The organism is Stenotrophomonas sp. FW305-C-20-S1 (genome assembly GCF_058783335.1).
Genome location: NZ_JBYTEK010000002.1, coordinates 120,263 through 137,981 on the forward strand (window position 1 = coordinate 120,263; position 17,719 = coordinate 137,981).

Sequence of the window (17,719 nt, forward strand, 5' to 3'; positions counted from 1 at the left end):
CACCGGCAGCTAAGCGGGGACGCGGATCAGGAGCCGGCGGATCAGTGGTTCAGTGCGGCAGTTGCATCGCGACCCGGCGCCGGCGCAGCGGTGGGCTGCATCGCCACCGCCTTCGCCTGCACCGGCATACCGGGCATGAAGACCTTCTGCACGCCATCGATGATCACCTTGTCACCGGCGGCCAGGCCCTGCTCGACGATGCGCAGGCCTTCGGCGGTGCGGCCGAGGCGGATGTCACGGCGCTGGGCCTTGCCATCCTTGTCGACCACATAGACGTACTTGCGGTCCTGGTCGGTCAGCACGGCCTTGTCGTCGATCAGCATGGCCTGGAACTGGCCGCTGCCGAGCAGCTGCACGCGGGCGAACAGGCCCGGGGTGAACTGGCGATCGGCGTTGTCCAGCAGCGCGCGGACGCGGATGGTGCCGGTGCTGCGGGTCACCTGGTTGTCGAGGAAGTCGACCTTGCCCGAGTGCGGGTAGCCTTCTTCACCGGACAGGCCGATCTTCACCGGCAGCTCGCTGTCGCGCTCGCTCGGGCGCTCGCCCTTGCGTGCCATCTGCGCGTAGCGAAGGAAGGTGCTTTCGTCGGCATCGAAGTACACGAACACCGTATCCAGCGAGACCAGCGTGGTCAGCACGCTGGCGCTGTCGCCAGCGGTGACCAGGTTGCCGGCGGTGACCATCGCCCGGCCGGCACGGCCGTCGATCGGCGCACGCACCTTGGTGAACTCCAGGTTGAGGCGGGCGGCATCCACCGCGGCCTGCGCAGCCTGCACCGCCGCACCGGACTGGTCGGCGGCCGCACGACGCTGTTCGGCGGTCTCGGTGGAAATCGCCTGCTGTTCGGCCAGGCGCTTGGCACGCTCGGACTCGCTGCGGGCCAGCACCGCCTGGGTACGCGCACGGGCCAGTTCGGCGTTGGCGCGGTCGTACTCGGCCTGGTAGCTGCGGGCATCGATGGTGAACAGGACGGCGCCCTTCTTCACTTCTTCGCCTTCAACGTAGTTGACCTTGTCGATGTAGCCGGACACGCGCGGGCGCAGCTCGACGCTCTGCACGGCCTCGACGCGACCGCTGAATTCATCCCACTGGCTGACCTGCTTGAGCAGCACGGGGGCAGCTGAGACCTGCGGCGGGGGCGGCGCGCCGGCTTCTTCGGCATGGCCACCGCTGCAGGCCGCCAGGACGGCGGCAGCGAGGATCGACACGCCAGCCATCGCGATGCGATGACCGAAACGATGTGGAGTGGTATTGGGGGAAGTCATGGCATGCATCCGTACGGAGGGGTGGTACAGCTATTTGAGAATTGCTATCAGCTTTCGGCGGCGTATCCTGCGACCTCAACCAAAGTCGAGGTCAAGCAACGCCTGCGGTGTCGCGCCACAGCGGCGGTATTTCCAGGTGCAGCAGGCCGCGTGGCAGTTCGGCATCACTGCTGTCGCAACGGACGATTGCGCGGTTGTCGCGGCACCCGTCGAGCAGGGACACCACGCGGCGACCGACCAGCAGTGAACTCGGCCATTCAATACAGGCGTTGGCAGCGTTGGCCGGCGTGCAGACCGGACTGCACACTTCCAGCATCTGCGCGCGTACGCCTACGGCTTGCGCTTCCTGGTGCACCACCTGCGCGTACATGCGCAGCGCGGCGGTGGTGATCGAGGTCTCGCCATAGCCTGCCCAGGGCTTGAGCCCGGCCGGGCTGCCGATCATCACGTAGCGGCGGGCGTGCACGTTGTCCTGCAGCAGCGGCAGCAGGTGGTGCACTGCGTGCACATGCGGCATCAGGTCCGCCTGCAATGCCGCCGACAGGGCGTCACCGCCACGCTCGACCACGCGGCCACGGTTGTACGGGCCGCCCATCGCGGCAACCACCGCTGCCAGCGGGCGCGGGCGCTGCGCCACGCGTTCGGCCAGCGCACGTGCCGAACTGTCGTCGCTGAGCGAGCCCAGCATCGTCTGCAGGCCCGGCTCATCAGCGAACTGCTCGTGCAACGCCGTCAGGCGGCCGGGATCGCGGCCGACCACCAGCACGGGGCTGCCGGCCTCCAGCAATGCGCCGACCACACCCTGGCCCACGGCACCGGTGCCGCCGAGAACCAGGACCTCGGGCGTCAGAATCCCATTCACGGGACATTTCCTCCCAAATCCGGGATAGTCCCGATTCGGCGCAGTCGGTCACCCTTGTGTGAAGCAAGGTGCAAGGCACCGCCACGCTGCTGACGCATGGGCGCGGTAAACTCCCGAAAATCCTTGTTAACCAAGGAGCTGGGACGGGATTCAACGGTCATTGCCAGGTCCAGGGCGTTCTGGCCGGCAATCCGGAAGCGGGCAAGAATGTTGCGCAGGCTCATGGCGGACGGGCTCCAATTAGCGAATGGCGCCACGATAGACCTCAAACCCCTACTTGATTAGTCCTGATTAAGGGGAATAATCATCCCGTCCCCGGTCCAATCGTTCTGTCACGATTGCCCCATCCCCGACGTCCAGGATCCCTGACCATGTCCCACGATCTCAACGAGACGCTGATCTTCGTCAAAGTGGTCGAGCAAGGCAGCTTCATCGCGGCTGCCAAATCGCTCGGCCTGCCCAAGACCACGGTCAGCCGCAAAGTGCAGGAACTTGAGACGCGCCTGGGTGCGCGCCTGCTGCACCGGACCACGCGCCGCCTCGGCCTCACCGAAGCCGGCTCGATCTATCACGAGCATTGCCAGCGCATCGCGCGCGAACTTGAAGAAGCCGAAAGCGCGGTCAGCCAGCTGCAGTCTGGTCCACGCGGATGGTTGCGCTTCACCGTGCCCTATTCGATCGGCATCACCTGGATCGCACCGCTGCTGGGCCAGTTCCATGCGCAGTACCCGGAAATCCGCCTGGACATGCACATGGGCAACGAGAAGCTGGACCTGATCGCCGGTGAGGCCGATCTTGCCCTGCGCGTGGGTGCCCTGCCCGATTCCAACCTGGTGGCGCGCAAGCTCGGCAGCCTGCGCACGCAGGTATTCGCCAGCCCGGCCTACATCGAGCGCTACGGCGAACCGCTGCATCCGGAAGAGCTGCAGTTCCACCGCATCCTGGCCATGCGCAAGCCGTACCACACCGGCAATTCGCCACGCTTTACCTGGCAGCTGGGCGAGAACGGTGGCGAGCTGCGCGACTTCCCGGTGACGCCGCTGATGACGGCCAACGACATGTCTGCGCTGAATGGCGCGCTGGTGTGTGGCGAAGGTCTGCTGCTGACCGGCGACGTGATGGCCAAGCCGTTCGTCGAGTCGGGCATGGTGCGCCGGGTTCTGGCCGGCTGGACCGGCCCGGAAGTGGATTTCAACGCGGTGTTCGCCGGTGGCCGGCTGGTCTCGCCGAAGGTGCGCGCGTTCGTCGATTTCCTGGTAGAGAAGCTCAACTTCGACGCCAACTACATGCTGGCGCAGTGCCCCGGTGCGAAGCTGGCGCGGCAGCAGCAGGAACAGGAAGAAGCGGCGCTGGCGAGCAGCGGCAAGCGGATCCTGGAAAAGGTGGCTGCTTCGGCGGCGTAAGCTGCAGCGATGCCGCCTGTACCCTGCTGCTGGATCGCCTCTGGTAGATGCCGACCTTGGTCGGCGCGGCTTTCCACATGGGCTATCGGCGTGCCGAGCACACTCGGCACCTACAGAAAATGCCGCCTGCAAGGGCGGCATTTTCGTTCCGGCTGCGCCGGAACAGCAATAACGCTGCGCGTTATTGCTTGAGAGGAATCACGCGGATCTCGACGCGGCGGTTCTTGGCACGGCCGGCATCGGTGCTGTTGTCAGCGATCGGGTAGGCCTTGCCCGCGCCCAAGGTTTCGATGCGCACGCTCTGCACGCCCTGGCCGATCAGGTACTGCGCAACCGAATCAGCACGCTCCTTGGACAGGCGGTTGTTGACCGCGTCGCTGCCGATGCTGTCGGTGTGGCCGACCACTTCGATCATGGTCTGGTTGTAGTCACGCAGGGTGCCGGCAACGCCATTGAGCGAGCCGTAGAACTGCGGCTTCAGTGCCGACTTGCCGAAGTCGAAGGTGATGCCGTCGGGCAGGTTCAGCATGATGTTGTCGCCCTGGCGCTCGACGTCGATGCCGGTGTTGGCGGTGCGCTCGCGCAGCGCGCGCTCCTGGCGATCCTGGTACTGGCCCACCGCGGCGCCACTGAGTGCGCCGATGCCCGCGCCGATCAGCGCATGCTGGCGACGCTCGGTCGCGCTGTCGCCGGACAGCAGGCCCGCGGCCACGCCGATGGCGGTACCGATCAGGGCATTGCGGCCGGTGCGGTTCTGCTGCTCGGTCGGGTTGCCGTACGGATCACTCTGCACATAGGAGCCGCCGGTGGCGCAGGCCGACAGGACGGCCGCACTCATCAGGGCCAGTGCGACGTTGCGGGTGGTGTTGCGGATCATGATGTTCTCCTTGGTTTCCGGTCGGGCCGGCGGCTTGCGGGCGGCAACGAGGATAAACAGCCGGACGCGATGTCGGGATGATGATCACGCCGGTCGACAGGGGCGTGTTCAGCTAGCTGTCTGGACCGCTCAGCCAGCGCTTTACCCCGCCGCCGACTGACGGTAGGCGGCCAGAGCGGCATCCCGGCCAGCGGCGAGGTCCACCAGCGGCGTGCGTGGGTAGCCCGGCGCGCGTTCGGCCAGCAGGTGCGGATGCTGCCATGGAGCGAACCGCGCTTTCACCGGCAGCGCCGCCAGCTCAGGCACCCAGCGGCTGATGTAGCGCGCCTGCGGATCGAACTTCTCGGCCTGTGTGACGGGATTGAACACGCGGAAATACGGAGCCGCGTCTGCACCGGTGCCGGCCACCCACTGCCAGCCCATCGTGTTGTTGGCCAGGTCGGCATCCACCAGCGTGTCCCAGAACCAGCGCGCACCGTGCAGCCAATGCGCGCGCAGGTGTTTGCACAGGTAGCTGGCAACGATCATCCGCACCCGGTTGTGCATGTAGCCGGTATGCCAGAGCTCGCGCAGGCCAGCATCGACGATGGGGACGCCGGTATTGCCGCGCTGCCAGTCGTGCAGCTGGGCGGCACTGGGGCTGGCCCACGGGAAGCGATCGAAGCGTGGATTGAGGTTGTCGGTGGGCGTCTTCGGGAAGTGGTGCAGCAGGTGATGGGCAAAGTCACGCCAGCCAAGCTGGCGCAGGTAGCCATCGATGTCAGCATCGGTACCGGCACTGCGCAGGCCTTCCAGCGCGTGGGCGATGCGCCACGGCGCGATTTCGCCGAAATGCAGGTGCGGCGACAGCCGCGAGGTACCGATCCGGTCCGGCAGGTCGCGCTGCTCGCGATAGCCGCGCAGCGCACCATCCTCGAACACGGACAACGCCTCGATCGCACCGGTCTCGCCCGGCTGCCAGTGTTCCCAGAACCCGGTATCCCAGTGAAGCGTGGGCGCCAGCTGCAGCGTATCCAGCGCGAGGCTGTCGACCGTATGCGCCGGCAGCGTCTCCGGTGCGGCCCGCAAGGCGGGCAAACGCCAGTGGCTGAGTACGTTGCGCCAGTACGGAGTGAATACCTTGTACGGCTGCCCCTGCTGGGTGGCGATGTCCCAGGGCTCGAACAGCAGGCTGCCGTTGCAGCTCTGCGCATCGATGCCCTGCTCGCGCAACGTGCGTTTGATGGCGGCATCGCGCGATTGCGTGGCCGGTTCGTACTTGCGGTTCCAGTACACCGCTTCAGCGCCGGTCTGCTGCACCAGCTCCAGCAGGGTCGGCAGGCTGTCACCGGCACGCAGCACCAGCGATGAACCCCGTGCACGCAGGTCGGCATCCAGTGCCGCCAGCGAACGATGGCGCCACGCATTGGAGGCCGCGCCCGGCGCCCACTCGCCCTCTTCGTGCGGCGCGTGGATGTACACCGGCACCACAGCGTGGCCCGCTTCCAGCGCCGCCTGCAGCGCCGGATTGTCCTGCAACCGCAGGTCCCGACGGAACCATACCAACGCTACCGACACGTGCACTGCCTCTCAGTTGCTGGGCGGCCATGATAGCCAGTGACGGTGAAGGCGATGCGTGCGACCGGCTCTGCTAGGCTGCGCGCTCTTCCGCTTCCGCCCGGCCCTCGTCATGGATGATCTACGCGCCACGTTTGCCCGATTCGGCCCCCTGCAACTGCAATCCGCCGACGCGTGGCAGGGGCCGTTCCCGCTGCCGGACGTGCTGGCCGGATTCTACGCACGCGTCGGCCCGTTCGGCGAGGTATTCAATCCTGCAAAAGGCCCCTGCGGCATCACCATTCCAGGCCTTGAGGTGTGGATACCGCCCTTGCAGCGCCTGTGGGCCTACCAGGCAGGCTATCGCTGGAACGGCAACGATGGCGAACCGATCAGCGATTGGCCGGCGCAGTGGCTGGTGATCGCCGACCGTGGCGCCGATCCCCTCATCCTCGACATCGACGACGGCCGCGTACTGTTCGCCCGTCATGGTGCGGGCCACTGGGACGCCGGCGGGTTCGCCGCCGACGTGCCGACCCTGATGGCCGCGTTGGCTGCGGCCGGCAGCGTTTACCTCGATGCCGATGAGGATCTGTACAGCGATGACGATGATGGCGGGATCCGTCCGGTTCATCGCGAAGCGGCGCTGCGCGCTGTCGCTGTGGTGCTGGGCAGCACGGATGAAGCAGAACTGTTCCTGGACGCGATGCAGTAGAGCCACGCCATGCGCGGATGGTGCACGGAAAGGTTCAATCCACGCGTGGCATGGATCCACTTCTGGACTGCTGCATCGCTTCGCTGATCACCCGTCCGTCGTTCTTTCCTGCGGCACCTGCTCCGGCTGAGCGGCCAGGAACGGGTGCAGTACGGTATCGGCAGCAGCCACCGCGCCCACCACCAGCAGCAGGGCAACGGCAATGGCGGCCATCGGAACGAGGCGCGGGCGCGTGCTCATCGGTCGTTCCTCACTCCCAGCACCGGTCGGTGCGGCCCTTGGCGGTCTGGGCACGCGCGCAGTCACGCGGCGTGATCCGTCCCTCTCGCTGCTCCACCCGTTGCTTGCCGCCATTGTCATCGCGCTTCAGCTCGAAGGCGTCGTACAGGCGCCCGGTCACCGTGCGGGCCTCGTAGCGAAGGCGCTGCGGATCGATGCGCAACACCTGGAACAGCTGGGTGTCTTCGCCCACGGGGTCCATCGTCCTGCGTGCCTCGTCCGACAGGCGGTACTGCTTCGGTCCAGCCACTGTCACAACGTACTGCGGTGTTGCCGCCTGCCCTTCGCCGCGACGGCCGTAGGTATGGTCATGCCCCTGCAGTACCAGATCCACCTTGTGACGGCGCACCACCGGCAGCAGCACCTTGCGCAGGGCAGCATTCTCGCGGCCCTCGCGCGGCGAATAGAACGGCTGGTGCAGCAGCACGATCGTCCACGGCTGCCGGTTACCGGCCAGCACCTTGTCCAACCACTGTGCCTGCGCCTTGGCGGTACCGAGATCCAGCGCCGAGGTGCCATCGACCACAGCCACGCGCACGCCCTGTGCATCGAACCAGTAGCTGGTACCCGCCGCCGCGCTGACACCGTTGCCCGGCAGGGCGAAGGTCACCGGCCAATGGCGGCCCAGCACGCGGCGCTCCTGTGGCGTGTCCTCGAATTCCTCGAAGTACTCGTGGTTGCCGATCGCCGGCGCCACCAGCGTCTCCTGTGCCAGCCAGCTGGTGGCGGCAAACCATTCGCCCCATTCGCTGTCGTCCATGTTGTCGCCACCGCTGACCAGGTCGCCGGCAAACAGACTGATCCGCGCATCCGGCGCGGCCTTCTGTGCAGCCCGCACCACGCGGCTTACATGGCTGACGTTCTTGTTCTGGGTATCGCCGAAATACAGCAGGGTCAGCGGCTGGTCGGCAGCGGCAAGCGTACGCAGCTGGTTCCACGCGCTCCAGCTGCCATTGCCCTGTACGCGGTAGACATACAGGGTGTCCGGCTGCAAACCATCGATGTCGGCGCGATGATGATGCGACAGGCCGTTCTCGGTCTGCAGCACCTGGGTCTTCGCGCGCACCTGGACGATGCCCTCGATGGCCGGCGAATCGTCGGCCCGTGCGATTTCCAGCAGCGGCGACTGCACGCTGCCATCGGTGCGCCAGGCCACTGCGAAGCCGTGGCTGGGGTCGACCGATGGAGAGGCAACGATGCGGTCCGGCACCGGCGTGGCCGCGTAGTAGCGGCTGCCCGACGGCACCTGCGTATTGGGCTCGGCCGCAGCCATCGCCATCGATGGCAATGCCAGCAGCAGCCCGATCGCAAGCAAGCGCACCAAACGCGCGCTCACGAGCCACACTCCAGCGGCAGGGCCAACTGCTTGGCGATGCTCTCCCAGTCGAAGGCCACCACACCCTGGTCATCGTGCACCGCATACAGGGCACCGTGCGGGAAGCGTGGCGTCGGCTGCTGCATCATCCAGATGCCATCGGTGTTGGCCACGGTATTGCCCTGGAACGCACCCACCGGCTTCAGCGTATGGCGGTCGAACAGATGGAACACGCTGCGCTGCTTGCCCTGCTCGGTGGTGATCCACCAGCCGTCCTTGCCGCAGGTGCGCAGCATCACGCCTTCGGCCTGCGCCTTGAACACGTCGCGACCGAAGGTGGTGCCGGTGAAGCGCCCCGCGAGGGTGTAGACCTTGAATTCGCTGGCGTAGCTTTCGTCCTCTTCGGCGATCAGCAGGCGATCATTGGCCGGATCTCCCCAGATCGATTCAACCACACGCAACGCGCCGGCTTCGCTGGTATCACCGATGCTGGCCGACAGTGTTGCCTGCACCTTCGTGCCATCGCGGGACACGTGGTACTGGCGCACGCGCTTGTCCAGCTCAGCCAGCGGCGGCAGGATGTCCTTGCCCTGTGCGTCCTCGCCGTTGTCCCAGGAGTCGGTGACGTAGACGCTGTAGCCATCGGCACGGCGGTCCACCCACAGGCCGTAGGGCTTGCGCAGGTCGTCGGCACCGAAGGTGGCCAACGGAGTGAAGTCCGGCAGCGAAAGCACCTGCACACGGTGGTTGTCGCGCTCGACGATCCACAGCAGGTCATCGATCACCGCGATGCCGTTGGGACGATCGAACTGGCCCAGGCCGGTGCCGGTGCTGCCGACGTCGCGCAGGTGCTGGCCGTTGCTGCCGTCGTAGACCACCAGCTTGTCGGTGGCCTTGGCCGTGGCGATCAGCCAGGTCTTGCCATCCGGCGCCTGCCAGGACGCGGGCGAATCGATGTTGTCGGCCGGGGTCATCGGGGTCAGGAAGGCCTCGGCGATGGTCGCCACGTTGCGCTCGACCGGTGCCACAGCGCCGGTCGCTGCAGCCGCTGCCGGCGCCTTGTCCGCGGCCGGCGTGCAGCCGGCGGCAAGAACGGCTGCCAGCGAGGCCGCCATCAGGGTCATGCAACGCGCCATCACAGCGCCACCTTCAGGCCCACGGCGTAGGTGCGGCCATACTCTTCCATCTGCAGGGTGCGCGAGCGCGTGCCCTGGTACAGCTCCAACGGCTTGTCCAGCAGGTTCTGCGCTTCAAAGTACACGCTTACGTTCGCGTTGAACTTGTAGTCCAGCGAGAAGTCCAGCTGGGTGTTGGGCGCGACGTAGATGTCGAACGCACGGCCCTTGCCGATGCTGTCCAGGTACTCGCTGCGGTACACCGCCGCCAGACGGGTGCTCAGGCCGTACTTTTCATAGCCGATGTGGGCGCTGTACACGTGCTTGGAGGCACGCGGCAGGGTGAAATCCTCACCGGCGCGAGCCTCGATGCCAGCGTCGAATCCGGTATCCAGCCAGGTGCCGCTGGCGCCCACCAGCAGGCCGTCCAGGCCGGCGGGCAGGAAGGCCAGCTGCTGCTGCCAGTTCAGCTCCGCACCACGCACGGTGGCTTTGCGGCCATTGATCGGCTGGGTCACGTCGAAACCACCGTAGGCCGGATCATTGGTGCGCACCGTCTCGACGATATAGCCGTCGATGGACTTGTGGAACAGACCGAGCGAAACGATGCCGGTGCTGCCGAGGTACTTCTCCACCGACAGGTCGATGTTCCTCGACTCGTACGGGTCCAGCTCAGGATTGCCCAGGCGCACTTCCTCGTCGCCGCGGCTGTAGCCGACGCGCGGCGAGATATCGCCGAAGGACGGGCGCGAAACGGTCTTGTTGGCCGACGCGCGCAGCACCCAGTCATCGGCCGCGTCATAGCGCAGGTGCAGGCCCGGCAGTACGTTGGTATAGCTGCTGTTGGCCACGCGCGGGGTTACGGTGTAGCTGCGGCCGTTGGCCGCCACATCGACCTGGTTGCCTTCGGCCCTGAAGCGCGTGTTCTCCACACGCACACCACCGATGATGCGCAGCGCACCGACATCCCAGGTCCCCATGGCGTAGCTGGCGAAGATGTCTTCACTGGCGGTGTAGTCCTCTTCCAGCGAGGTCATCGCGTTGGCGCCGACATCCTGCGGGCGAGCACTGAACTGGCCACGGTTGGCCGCCCAGTACGCGCGCATCGCGTCCGAATCCATGCCGTCACCCAGGGTGCCGTGGCGGTGATCCGGGGAGCCGGTGGTCCAGCTGGACAGGGCAACCTTCGGGCCGACGCGCAGTTCGCTTTCGTCGACGTTGACGTCGCGGTCGCGCCAGCGCCCCAGCAGGCCGAACTTGATGCTGCTGCTGTCGCCGTCGAAGCGGACGTTGACCTGTGCGCTGTGCTCCTTGTCGTTCACTTGCTTGGGTGAAATCACGAAGCGGTCGAACGCGTAGTTCGCGTTGTCCAGCCACTGCGGATTGTCGAAGCTGTAGCTGGGCATTCGACTGCTCTGGTCCAGCGTACCGTTGAAGGCCTTGCCGTTGAGCTTGAAGCGCGCCTCCATTTCATCGTTCACCCGCTCTTCGGTGCGGGTGAAACCCACCTTGTAATCGACCACGGCGTTGGTCAGCGTGTTCTCGCCGCCCAGGCTGGCCGCAAAGGTGTTCTCTTCCTTGGTGCGGTAGCGCATGCGCTTGTCGATGGAATCCTTCGGCATGCCGTCCAACCGGTACTGGTCGGTACCGGTCTTCACCATCTTCGCGTCATCGAAGTTGAAGATCACCCGCTGGCGGGTTTCGGCATCATCGAACTGGCTGTACAGCGCACGCAGGTAGTACTTGCTGTCCTCGTTCGGGCGCCAGTCCAGGTTGAGGTTGGCGCCGATGCGCTTGCGCTCGATTTCGTATTTGCGGTGCTGCAGGTTGATCGCGGTGACGTCGCCCGGTGCGGCATCGTCTTCGCCGTCGTACTCCACTTCGGTGTTGTCCGATTCGAACGTGCGCTTCTGGTAGTTCACGCCCAGCGCGACGCCGAAGGTGTCGTTGAACACTTCGCTGTAGTTGAAGGCCGCCTTCGGGCTGGTTTCGCCGGACAGCTGCTGGTGGCTGGCTTCAATCTTGCCACGCAGGCTGCGGCCGTCACGATCGAAGGCCGAGGCCGATTCAACCAGGATCGCGCCGCCGATGGCGTCGCCCGGCATGTCCGGGGTCGGCGACTTGACCACGCGCAGGCGCTCGGTCGAATCGGACGGAATCACATCCAGCGGCGCCGCGCGGCTGGAATCTTCCGGGGTGCCGATGGCGATGCCGTCGACGCTGACGCTGTTGAGGTTGGCATCCAGGCCACGCACCACCACGAACCGGCCTTCCCCCTGGTCGCGGGTCACGCTGATGCCCGGCAGGCGCTGCAGCGACTCGGCCACGTTCTTGTCCGGGTACTGGCCCAGCGCGTCGGAGGACACGGCGTCTTCGATGGCATCGCTGCTGCGCTTCAGGTCGACGGCGCGTACCTGCGATTCCAGCTGCGCACGCACTTCTATGCGGTCCAGATCGGTCGCTGCGGCGGCCCCCCCTGCCACGGCAGCGGCAGCGTTTTCGGCCGCCAGCACCGACGGGCTGGCCGTCACCAGCAGCGAGAGGCTGATTGCCAGGCCCAACGTGTTCTTCTTCTGCACAGCTATCCCCAACGGTGTAAAGATTGGGTCAGCACGGTATGTCCGGCAGGTTGCATGGGCATGACACCGGTGGAGCCTGGCCTGCCGGACCCGGCTCGGCACCACCGCGCATTCCGCTTAAAATGGGGGCCTCCCCTTCTGCCAGACCCTCCCATGAAGATCGTCGAAGTGCGCCACCCGCTGGTGCAGCACAAGATCGGCCTGATGCGCAACGCCGCGCTCAGCACCAAGGATTTCCGCGAACTGGCCAACGAACTGGGCACGCTGCTGGCCTACGAGGCCACCGCCGACCTGGAAACCGAGCCGCACACCCTGCCGGGCTGGTCCGGCCCGGTCACCGTGCAACGCATCGCCGGCGCCAAGATCACCGTGGTGCCGATCCTGCGCGCCGGCCTGGGCATGCTCAGCGGCGTGCTGTCGCTGATCCCGGCCGCCCGTGTCAGCGTAGTCGGCCTGCAGCGCGATGAGGAAACCCTGCAGCCGGTGCCCTACTTCGAGCGCCTGACCGGCCGCCTGGAAGAGCGCGACGCGCTGATCCTCGACCCGATGCTGGCCACCGGCGGCACCCTGATCGCCACCATCGACATGCTCAAGCGCGCCGGCGCACGCCGGATCAAGGGCATCTTCCTGGTTGCCGCACCTGAGGGCATCGAAGCGGTGAAGGCCGTGCACCCGGACGTGGAGATCTACACCGCCGCGATCGATGCGCAGCTCAACGACAAGGGCTACATCCTGCCGGGCCTGGGTGATGCCGGCGACCGCATCTTCGGTACCCGCGTGGGCTGAGATCGACCGGGTCGGAGCGCTTTCGAAAGGAAGTGCTCCACCTGCTCCAGGCACCTTCACGCCGGCTTTGCGGCAACGGGCGAATGCTCCGCGCACCCGCCCTGCCCTGGAGCCACCATGAAAGCCTCTTTGCTGCTCGCCGCCGCCCTGCTGGTCGGCCTCCCGATTGCCGCCAACGCAGCCACCCCACAGCAACAGCGCATGGCCGACTGTTCGGCAAAGAACAAAGGGCTGAAAGGCGACGCCTACAAGTCCGCGCAGAGCGCATGCCTGAGTTCGCACGCAGCCGCACCGGCAACCCCTGCCACGCCGCAGGAGCGCATGAAGAAGTGCAACGCAGACGCCGCCACCCAAAAGCTCGCCGGCGACGCCCGCAAGACCTTCATGAGCAGCTGCCTCAAGGCATCGTAAAAACAGCGAAGAAAGGCCCCATCCACGCATGGCGTGGATCTACTGACCGTCACTTGGAACCTGTCCGTCGAATGGGGTCAGAGCCCGTTGCCCAGAAACGGGATCCGACCCCGAAAGATCCAACGGGTGTCCCATCCGTCACCGGAAATCTGTCGAAGGCGGGGCGGTGTCGGATTGCGGGGTGTCAGCCGCATGGATGCGGCTGCCAAGCCTACAAGGACGTACTTGCGGCGTCCCCGCCATCCGACACCGCCCCGCCAACCCACGGATAGCCCGCTGTTGCTGTTGCTGTTGCCGTTGATTCGGCAGGTGCAGGGCGCAGCCCTGCCGGCAAACCTCACCCCAGCGCGCGCGCCTTCAGTTCGCCCTGCTCATGCAGCGTCACGAAACGTCCCTTCTCATCCCGCCCGACCTGCGCCAGCGCCACCTGCGGGTCATGGGTGAAGAACAGATGCACGTTGCGCGCCAGCTTGTCTTCCAGGAACTGCCGCTTCTCGTCGATCAGCAGCTCGGCGTTGCGGTCGTACCCCATGGTGATCGGCACGTGCACCCACGAGCGACCCGGAATCAGATCGGCGCAGAACACCACGCCGCCGTGCGCCCCCTCGCCTGCGCGTGCCTGCCCGACGATCTCGGCCAGCATCAGCCCCGGCGTGTGCCCGTCGCTGTAGCTGAAACGCACGCTGTGGCCCAGCACCTTCGAATACTCGCCGTCCACCACTTCCAGGCGGCCACTGGCCTGCAGCAGGCCCGGCAGTTCTGGAATGAAGCTGGCGCGATCGCGCGGGTGCGGCTGCAGCGCGCGCTGCCAGTGCTGCGCCCCGACCACGTACGTCGCATTGGGGAACAGCAGTTCCGGTTCACGGCCTTCGTGCCACGCGGCCAACAGGCCGCCGGCGTGGTCGAAGTGCAGATGGCTGAGCACCACCACGTCGATGTCTTCGTGCTCGAAGCCGGCTTCGCGCAGCGAATCGATCAGCACATGCTGGCTTTCCTGCACGCCATAGCGCTCGCGCATGCGCGGCTCGAAGAACGCACCGATGCCGGTTTCGAACAGCACCGTCTTGCCTTCCAGCGGGCTCGCCAACAACGCACGACAGGCCAGCTCGATGCGGTTGAGCTCATCCGGTGCTGCCCACTTTTCCCACAACGCGCGCGGCGCGTTGCCGAACATTGCACCGCCATCCAAGCGTTGGGTATTACCGCGGATCGACCATAGTTTCATGACGCAATTATCGGTGGCCGCTCGTTAAATAATCGCTAGTGGGAAAATGAAAAACCCCGCCGTTGCGGGCGGGGTTCTCAGGTTTGCGTCCGCCGGGCATGGCCCGGCGCTGCCGCCGGATCAGGGAGCCGGCACGACCTGGGCACTGCCGACCGGGTTGCGCGGGTCACTGCCGCCAAACAGTTTGTTGGCCTTGCGGTCCCACTCCACCGTCTGCAGGTTGCCCCACACGTGGCTGGAGCCGCGGCCGCCGGCAGCGACCTCGCCTGGCAGGTCGATCTTGTGGCCCATCGCCTGCAGCTGCTTGATGGTGCCAGCGTCGAAAGCATTGCTTTCCGCTTCGATCAGGTCCGGCAGCCACTGGTGGTGGTAGCGCGGCAGCGCGGCGACCTGCTGCGCATCCAGGCCAGCGTCGTAGCCCAGGATACCCAGCAGCACCATGGTGATGATGCGGCTGCCACCGGGCGTGCCCAGCACGATCACCTTGTCGTCGTTTTCCATGAAGGTGGGCGTCATCGAGCTGAGCATGCGCTTGCCCGGCTTCGGCGCGTTGGCCGCGTAGCCCATCACGCCAAAGGCATTGGGCGTTCCCGGCTTCAGCGCGAAGTCGTCCATCTCGTTGTTCAGCAGCACGCCGGTGCCCTTCGGAATCAGGCCCGAGCCGTACAGCAGGTTGACGGTCTGGGTGGCACCGACACGGTTGCCATCACGGTCGATGATCGAGAAATGGGTGGTCTCGTCATCCTCCAGCGGCGTCGGGTTGCCCGACAGCAGGTCGCTGGGGGTCGCCTTTTCCGGGTGGATGGTTGCGCGCAGGCCCTGCGCGTAATCCTTGCTGGCCAGCACCTTCTGCGGGATCTGCACGAAATCCGGATCGCCGAGGAAGAAGGTGCGGTCACGGTAGGCACGACGCATCGACTCGACCACCAGATGGGTGCGGTGCGCGGCATCCATCTGCTTGATGTCCCAGCCTTCCAGGATCTGCAGCATGCTGGCCAGGGCGATGCCACCGGAGGACGGCGGCGGTGCGGTGGTGATCTTCCAGCCGTTGTAGTTGAAGACGATCGGCGCACGCTGCTTGACGCGGTAGCCGGCCAGCTCTTCGGCGGTCCACTTGCCGCCCGCCTGCTTCACGCCGGCCAGCAGCAGCTTGCCGGTCTGGCCCTTGTAGAAGCCGTCGAAGCCACCGGCCGCCAGGCGCTCCAGGGTCTGCGCCAGTTCCGGCTGCTTGAACAGGTCACCGGTGGCGATCGGCTTGCCATTGCGCAGGTAGACCTCGCGCGTACCGGGATAACGCTCCATCACTTCACGGCGCGAGGCATAGCCCTTGGCCATGCGGTCGTACACCGGGAAGCCTTCACGCGCGATGCGGATCGCCGGCTGCAACGATGCCGCCAGCGGCAGCTTGCCGTGCTTGGCCGACAGTTCGACCAGCGCCGCCGGCAGGCCCGGAATGCCGGCCGACCACGGGCCGTTGACCGAGCGGTCGCGGTCCAGGTCACCCTTCTTGTCGAGGAAGGCCTGCGGCGTGGCCGCGGCCGGCGCGGTCTCGCGCGCGTCCAGCATCACGTCCTTGCCGGTAGCCGCATCATGCAGCAGGAAGAAGCCGCCGCCACCAAGACCGGAGCTGATCGGCTCGACCACTGCCAAGGTGGAGGACACCGCCACCGCCGCGTCGAAGGCGTTGCCGCCCTGGGCCAGGATGTCGACACCGGCCTGGGTGGCCAGGGCGTGACCGCTGGCGATGGCCGCGCCATCGGGGCGCTCGGCACGGACCGGGGCATCAGCCCAGGCGACGGAACTCAGCAGCAGGCCGAGCAGCAACAGGGGGCGGGCGAACGACTTCATTCGGATGGGGGCTCCGCATAGAGTTCGGGATGATCGTGCTGCAGTTGGCGCAACTTGGCCAGCAGCTCGATTTCGGTTTCGACGATGTCCGGATCGGGGTCGATGCATTCGACCGGGCAGACGACCACGCACTGCGGTTCGTCGAAATGGCCCACGCACTCGGTACAGCGGGCGGGGTCGATCACGTAGATGGTTTCACCCATCGTGATGGCCTGGTTCGGGCAGGCCGGCTCGCATACGTCGCAGTTGACGCAGAGCTCATTGATTTTCAGCGACATGGCGATACTCCACGCCCGCGCCTTGGGACAAGGACCGGCCTGCGCGGGCGCGCGGGCCGGTCAGGTCATCAGCGGCGCCCATCGCAGGGCGCCGCCCGGGCCGTGCCGAAGCACGACCGCCTCGGCTCGGTCTTACTTGGCTTCGACGAAAATGTACTCGGCACCGGTCGGCTGGACCACGGCCTGCACGCGGGCGTTGTCGGCAGACTGGCCGATGAAGACGACGCGCACGCCCTTCATCGAATCCGGCGAGACATCCTTGAACACGGTCTGGATCATGTCAGCCATCTTGCCCGAGGCCGACGAACCGAAGGCCAGCATGTTGCCCGGCTGCACGCCACGGGCCACGGCCTGGGTCGCGCTTTCGGTCTGGCGCTCGTACTTGGCCTGGAAGTCCGGATCCGATTCCGGCGACAGGTAGTACAGGAACGGGCTGTTGGTGATGTTGCCCATGTTCTGGATGGCCACTTCCTGCAGGTACTTCTTCCAGCCTGCGTCGTCTTCCTTGGCCGGCGCGACCAGCGCCTGCTTGGCTTCGTCGACCGGAGCGGCTTCTTCCTTCTTGCAGGCGGTGAAAGCCAGGGCAAACGAAGCGATCAGCATCGCGCGCATGGTGTTGTTCATGGGTTTCCTCCCGGAATGTTGCGTGTTGGTGTGCGTAATGGAATGCGTGGTGCTACAGGATCTACTGCTGGCCAGGGCTTACGACTGGGCCGACTTCGCTTCGCGGACCTTGCGCAGCGCCTCGAGCACGGCGGCCGGCACGAAGCCGGACACATCGCCACCCAGGCGTGCGATCTCGCGGACCAGCGAGGACGAGATGAAGCTGTGCTGTTCGGCCGGGGTCAGGAACAGGGTCTCGACCTCCGGAATCAGGTGGCGGTTCATGCTCGCCATCTGGAATTCGTACTCGAAGTCGGACACCGCGCGCAGCCCGCGCAGCAGCACACCGCCCTGCACCGAACGCACAAAATGGGCCAGCAGCGTATCGAAGCCGATGACCTCGACGTTGCTGTGGTGGCCCAGGGCGCCACGCGCCAGCTGCACGCGCTGTTCCAGCGGCAGGGCCGGTCCCTTCGAGGGGCTCTGCGCCACGCCCACCACGACCTTTTCAAACAGCGGCGCGGCCCGGCTCACCAGGTCGATATGACCATTGGTGATGGGGTCGAACGTGCCGGGATAGACGGCGATGCGGCGGTTGGCCACGGTCATGGGCGGTAGCAGA

General features: G+C 66.2%; 17 protein-coding genes and 1 pseudogene. 4 read left to right on the forward strand and 14 right to left on the reverse strand.

The features are described from left to right. Positions 1-41: 41 nt before the first annotated feature. From AC3WTC_RS02235 to AC3WTC_RS02245, 3 genes are all read right to left on the reverse strand, one after another. Positions 42-1,265, reverse strand: a complete 1,224-nt coding sequence (locus tag AC3WTC_RS02235) for an efflux RND transporter periplasmic adaptor subunit (RefSeq protein ID WP_025878842.1) — start codon at positions 1,263-1,265, stop codon at positions 42-44. Positions 1,266-1,356: 91 nt separating this feature from the next. Next, positions 1,357-2,127, reverse strand: a complete 771-nt coding sequence (locus tag AC3WTC_RS02240; RefSeq protein WP_346602479.1) for an SDR family NAD(P)-dependent oxidoreductase — start codon at positions 2,125-2,127, stop codon at positions 1,357-1,359. Further along, positions 2,124-2,351 carry a hypothetical protein gene (locus AC3WTC_RS02245; RefSeq protein ID WP_025878840.1) on the reverse strand — a complete coding sequence of 76 codons (228 nt, stop codon included), beginning with the start codon at positions 2,349-2,351 and terminating at the stop codon, positions 2,124-2,126. The genes AC3WTC_RS02240 and AC3WTC_RS02245 overlap by 4 nt, the downstream gene beginning before the upstream one ends. A gap of 147 nt (positions 2,352-2,498) precedes the next feature. Here AC3WTC_RS02245 and AC3WTC_RS02250 point away from each other — a divergent pair, with 147 nt between their 5' ends. Beyond that, positions 2,499-3,530 (forward strand): LysR family transcriptional regulator, encoded by a 1,032-nt coding sequence (locus AC3WTC_RS02250; RefSeq protein WP_025878839.1) that lies wholly within the window; start codon positions 2,499-2,501, stop codon positions 3,528-3,530. Between the two features lie 181 nt (positions 3,531-3,711). Here AC3WTC_RS02250 and AC3WTC_RS02255 read toward each other — a convergent pair whose 3' ends face one another. After that, positions 3,712-4,407, reverse strand: a complete 696-nt coding sequence (locus tag AC3WTC_RS02255; protein WP_025878838.1) for a YiaD family glycine zipper/OmpA-like lipoprotein — start codon at positions 4,405-4,407, stop codon at positions 3,712-3,714. Positions 4,408-4,548: 141 nt separating this feature from the next. After that, positions 4,549-5,964, reverse strand: coding sequence for a cryptochrome/photolyase family protein (locus tag AC3WTC_RS02260; protein ID WP_492710362.1), 1,416 nt, complete (start codon positions 5,962-5,964; stop codon positions 4,549-4,551). Positions 5,965-6,076: 112 nt separating this feature from the next. Between AC3WTC_RS02260 and AC3WTC_RS02265 the strand changes: the two genes are divergently transcribed. Then, the gene (locus tag AC3WTC_RS02265; RefSeq protein ID WP_492710364.1) at positions 6,077-6,658 is read left to right on the forward strand and encodes a hypothetical protein; all 582 of its coding nucleotides are present in this window, start codon (positions 6,077-6,079) and stop codon (positions 6,656-6,658) included. A 105-nt stretch (positions 6,659-6,763) separates the two neighbouring features. Here AC3WTC_RS02265 and AC3WTC_RS02270 read toward each other — a convergent pair. From AC3WTC_RS02270 to AC3WTC_RS02285, 4 genes and pseudogenes are all read right to left on the reverse strand, one after another. Further along, a pseudogene (locus AC3WTC_RS02270) lies at positions 6,764-6,898 on the reverse strand (inorganic diphosphatase); the annotation flags it as partial. A 10-nt stretch (positions 6,899-6,908) separates the two neighbouring features. Continuing rightward, positions 6,909-8,216, reverse strand: a complete 1,308-nt coding sequence (locus AC3WTC_RS02275; protein ID WP_492710446.1) for a purple acid phosphatase family protein — start codon at positions 8,214-8,216, stop codon at positions 6,909-6,911. Positions 8,217-8,269: 53 nt separating this feature from the next. Further along, positions 8,270-9,376 (reverse strand): NHL repeat-containing protein, encoded by a 1,107-nt coding sequence (locus AC3WTC_RS02280; RefSeq protein WP_425513363.1) that lies wholly within the window; start codon positions 9,374-9,376, stop codon positions 8,270-8,272. A gap of 11 nt (positions 9,377-9,387) precedes the next feature. Next, positions 9,388-11,946 (reverse strand): TonB-dependent receptor, encoded by a 2,559-nt coding sequence (locus AC3WTC_RS02285; protein WP_492710366.1) that lies wholly within the window; start codon positions 11,944-11,946, stop codon positions 9,388-9,390. A gap of 153 nt (positions 11,947-12,099) precedes the next feature. Here AC3WTC_RS02285 and upp point away from each other — a divergent pair, with 153 nt between their 5' ends. Both upp and AC3WTC_RS02295 read left to right on the forward strand, forming a co-directional pair. Then, complete coding sequence (gene upp / locus AC3WTC_RS02290) at positions 12,100-12,732, forward strand: uracil phosphoribosyltransferase (protein WP_025878832.1); 633 nt, start codon at positions 12,100-12,102, stop codon at positions 12,730-12,732. Between the two features lie 117 nt (positions 12,733-12,849). Further along, the gene (locus tag AC3WTC_RS02295) at positions 12,850-13,143 is read left to right on the forward strand and encodes a PsiF family protein (RefSeq protein WP_025878831.1); all 294 of its coding nucleotides are present in this window, start codon (positions 12,850-12,852) and stop codon (positions 13,141-13,143) included. Between the two features lie 337 nt (positions 13,144-13,480). Here the strand turns inward: AC3WTC_RS02295 and AC3WTC_RS02300 are convergent, their stop codons facing one another. The 5 genes from AC3WTC_RS02300 to coaD all read right to left on the reverse strand — a co-directional run bounded on the left by AC3WTC_RS02300 (position 13,481) and on the right by coaD (position 17,706). After that, positions 13,481-14,368, reverse strand: a complete 888-nt coding sequence (locus tag AC3WTC_RS02300; protein ID WP_025878830.1) for an MBL fold metallo-hydrolase — start codon at positions 14,366-14,368, stop codon at positions 13,481-13,483. Between the two features lie 120 nt (positions 14,369-14,488). Further along, positions 14,489-16,216, reverse strand: coding sequence for a gamma-glutamyltransferase (gene ggt / locus AC3WTC_RS02305; RefSeq protein ID WP_032977848.1), 1,728 nt, complete (start codon positions 16,214-16,216; stop codon positions 14,489-14,491). Beyond that, positions 16,213-16,494 carry a YfhL family 4Fe-4S dicluster ferredoxin gene (locus tag AC3WTC_RS02310; RefSeq protein WP_025878828.1) on the reverse strand — a complete coding sequence of 94 codons (282 nt, stop codon included), beginning with the start codon at positions 16,492-16,494 and terminating at the stop codon, positions 16,213-16,215. Before AC3WTC_RS02310 ends, ggt begins: the two co-directional genes overlap by 4 nt. 132 nt (positions 16,495-16,626) lie before the next feature. Further along, a complete protein-coding gene (locus tag AC3WTC_RS02315; RefSeq protein WP_025878827.1) occupies positions 16,627-17,118 on the reverse strand; it encodes a hypothetical protein in 492 nt (163 codons plus the stop codon). 78 nt (positions 17,119-17,196) lie between these two features. Further along, positions 17,197-17,706, reverse strand: a complete 510-nt coding sequence (gene coaD / locus AC3WTC_RS02320; RefSeq protein ID WP_008267036.1) for a pantetheine-phosphate adenylyltransferase — start codon at positions 17,704-17,706, stop codon at positions 17,197-17,199. Positions 17,707-17,719 lie beyond the last annotated feature (13 nt).

What these genes read in the sequence shown, in the direction of transcription:
- AC3WTC_RS02235 (WP_025878842.1), bottom strand. Translation starts at nt 1,265, where the DNA reads ATGACTTCCCCCAATACCACTCCACATCGTTTCGGTCATCGCATCGCG.
- AC3WTC_RS02315 (WP_025878827.1), bottom strand. Translation starts at nt 17,118, where the DNA reads ATGAACAACACCATGCGCGCGATGCTGATCGCTTCGTTTGCCCTGGCT.
- AC3WTC_RS02265 (WP_492710364.1), top strand. Translation starts at nt 6,077, where the DNA reads ATGGATGATCTACGCGCCACGTTTGCCCGATTCGGCCCCCTGCAACTG.
- AC3WTC_RS02245 (WP_025878840.1), bottom strand. Translation starts at nt 2,351, where the DNA reads ATGAGCCTGCGCAACATTCTTGCCCGCTTCCGGATTGCCGGCCAGAAC.
- AC3WTC_RS02250 (WP_025878839.1), top strand. Translation starts at nt 2,499, where the DNA reads ATGTCCCACGATCTCAACGAGACGCTGATCTTCGTCAAAGTGGTCGAG.
- AC3WTC_RS02275 (WP_492710446.1), bottom strand. Translation starts at nt 8,216, where the DNA reads ATGGCGATGGCTGCGGCCGAGCCCAATACGCAGGTGCCGTCGGGCAGC.
- AC3WTC_RS02255 (WP_025878838.1), bottom strand. Translation starts at nt 4,407, where the DNA reads ATGATCCGCAACACCACCCGCAACGTCGCACTGGCCCTGATGAGTGCG.
- upp (WP_025878832.1), top strand. Translation starts at nt 12,100, where the DNA reads ATGAAGATCGTCGAAGTGCGCCACCCGCTGGTGCAGCACAAGATCGGC.
- AC3WTC_RS02310 (WP_025878828.1), bottom strand. Translation starts at nt 16,494, where the DNA reads ATGTCGCTGAAAATCAATGAGCTCTGCGTCAACTGCGACGTATGCGAG.
- ggt (WP_032977848.1), bottom strand. Translation starts at nt 16,216, where the DNA reads ATGAAGTCGTTCGCCCGCCCCCTGTTGCTGCTCGGCCTGCTGCTGAGT.
- AC3WTC_RS02300 (WP_025878830.1), bottom strand. Translation starts at nt 14,368, where the DNA reads ATGAAACTATGGTCGATCCGCGGTAATACCCAACGCTTGGATGGCGGT.
- coaD (WP_008267036.1), bottom strand. Translation starts at nt 17,706, where the DNA reads ATGACCGTGGCCAACCGCCGCATCGCCGTCTATCCCGGCACGTTCGAC.
- AC3WTC_RS02295 (WP_025878831.1), top strand. Translation starts at nt 12,850, where the DNA reads ATGAAAGCCTCTTTGCTGCTCGCCGCCGCCCTGCTGGTCGGCCTCCCG.
- AC3WTC_RS02280 (WP_425513363.1), bottom strand. Translation starts at nt 9,376, where the DNA reads ATGACCCTGATGGCGGCCTCGCTGGCAGCCGTTCTTGCCGCCGGCTGC.